Genomic DNA, 1,728 nt, shown 5'->3' with positions numbered 1-1,728 from the left:
TGAATGGTCGCTGAATTCCGTAGAAAGCTCGACAGTTAGCCCTACACACTCAATGATTGCAGAGGCAGTCTGTACAACTGCCCCTACCGTATCACTTAATGATGATGTGCCAATGAACGGGAATTTGCCTCCCACCTATGATGACTTGACTATAATCGACGGCTTGCTCAGGCTGCATAATCATCGCCTTCCAGAAGAAAGCGGGGCTTCCTTAACACTTATCCGTTTCAAAATCCCAAAGGGGCTTCACCTTCGGATTGTCTTCCTTACGGAGAGGCAGCCCGATGCCAAAAAAAACTGTCAAATCACAAGAGAAGAGAGCACAACGGACAACAAACCTGTGTCGAGACATTAGGCATTGAAGATGGCAAGTATCAGCCATGCGGGAAGGTCTTCAAGAATGCCAGAACCCTGTCAGTTCGCAAAAGCAGATACCACACCGGGCCAAGAACCTTTGATATGACAATAATCGGGGAGGGTGTGCAGCTGCAGCAGTGCGGGAAGGTCTGTAAGAATGCTAAAGCCCACTGGGAGCACAAAAGAAGACATAGAAAACGCAAGCCGGTTGATGTGGACCAGGATGATAACCACAACCCTTGATCTGGCACCCTTTTCATAAAGTTATGCCTGTTGCAGCCTTTGGGGTTTAAAGGAGATTTTTTAACAGAAGTTCTCGGAAAGAAAAGCACGCTTATTTTTTTAAACTATCCTTCTTCTCTGTAAACCAGAACGCAAGGATAGAATCATTAAGCACTCACTCTTTGCGGGACTGATGTTGATGTTGCAGTTGCCGTTACTGACGTTGTCTCTCGTCTGTCAGGGTGAACCGCTGACAAGACGACTTGTTTTAGAGCTTGAACAGAAAACAGTTTTTCCAAACCAGAGTTTTTCTATAAGGACTGACCGCCATACATCGCCTGGAAATCCGTCAGGTATTACTAACAAAAACGGCTATGCAGGATCGAATCCTTCGCCTGAAAAAAAACAACAAAGACCTCATATTTACGAGTTAAAAACAACCATTATTGAATTGATTTCATGGAAGTTGCTTTATTCCACTAACCTGATGGTTGATTTAAAACCAATCCTGACAACCAACGATCCCCCCCTAAGCTCCACCTCTTATCCATGGCTATCCATAGAAGTGGTTGTCGCTGTTGGTTTACTTTTGAAAAGCTATTGGAACCCCGATTCACCCTTGTTTAAGCCGATTCAACAACAAGAGACGAGTCAAAATCACCCCTATTCCATCATTACTATGGTGTTGGGCTCTGGAGATAACCAAACACCATACCAGTCACCAAAATCATCGAGGCAGCGTGCAACAGGGGCTACCACCCAGTCTGCAAGTTCTCTCTCTATCCACCTTTATTCTGGCTCTGGCGGCAGTAACGGAGGCTCTCAACAACACTCACATACTTTGGGTTTTAATTGTTTCGCCCATCCCTGTCATGGCGTTTGTCAATTCCGACCATCATCCGATAGCGTAGAGTCCGTTGAACCACCGCTGAATTCCCTACAAAGCCCATCTTTCGAAAAATTGGATGATCTCTCTGACATTGAACTCCGCTGTGTGTGCGGCGTACCATATCTGCAACAGCCACATGACATTGTTGGCAGCAGATTCATTAGCAGCAACTTTATAAACCGGGTCGCCTCATACAGGATCTCTCCAGACGAAGACTCCACAGACGAAGACTCCACAGACGAAGACTCCACAGACGAAGA

Annotated in this window: 2 protein-coding genes; both read left to right on the top strand. The window is 45.9% G+C overall.

The features are described from left to right. Positions 1–459: 459 nt before the first annotated feature. Positions 460–600 (top strand): hypothetical protein, encoded by a 141-nt coding sequence (locus KDK18_RS11985; protein WP_257255157.1) that lies wholly within the window; start codon positions 460–462, stop codon positions 598–600. A 178-nt stretch (positions 601–778) separates the two neighbouring features. Next, positions 779–1,728, top strand: a 950-nt coding sequence (locus KDK18_RS11980) for a hypothetical protein (protein ID WP_257255156.1), incomplete at its 3' end; no start/stop codon positions are given.

The organism is Endozoicomonas sp. SESOKO3, assembly GCF_024606255.1.
This window is presented reverse-complemented; position numbering and strand designations above follow the sequence as displayed.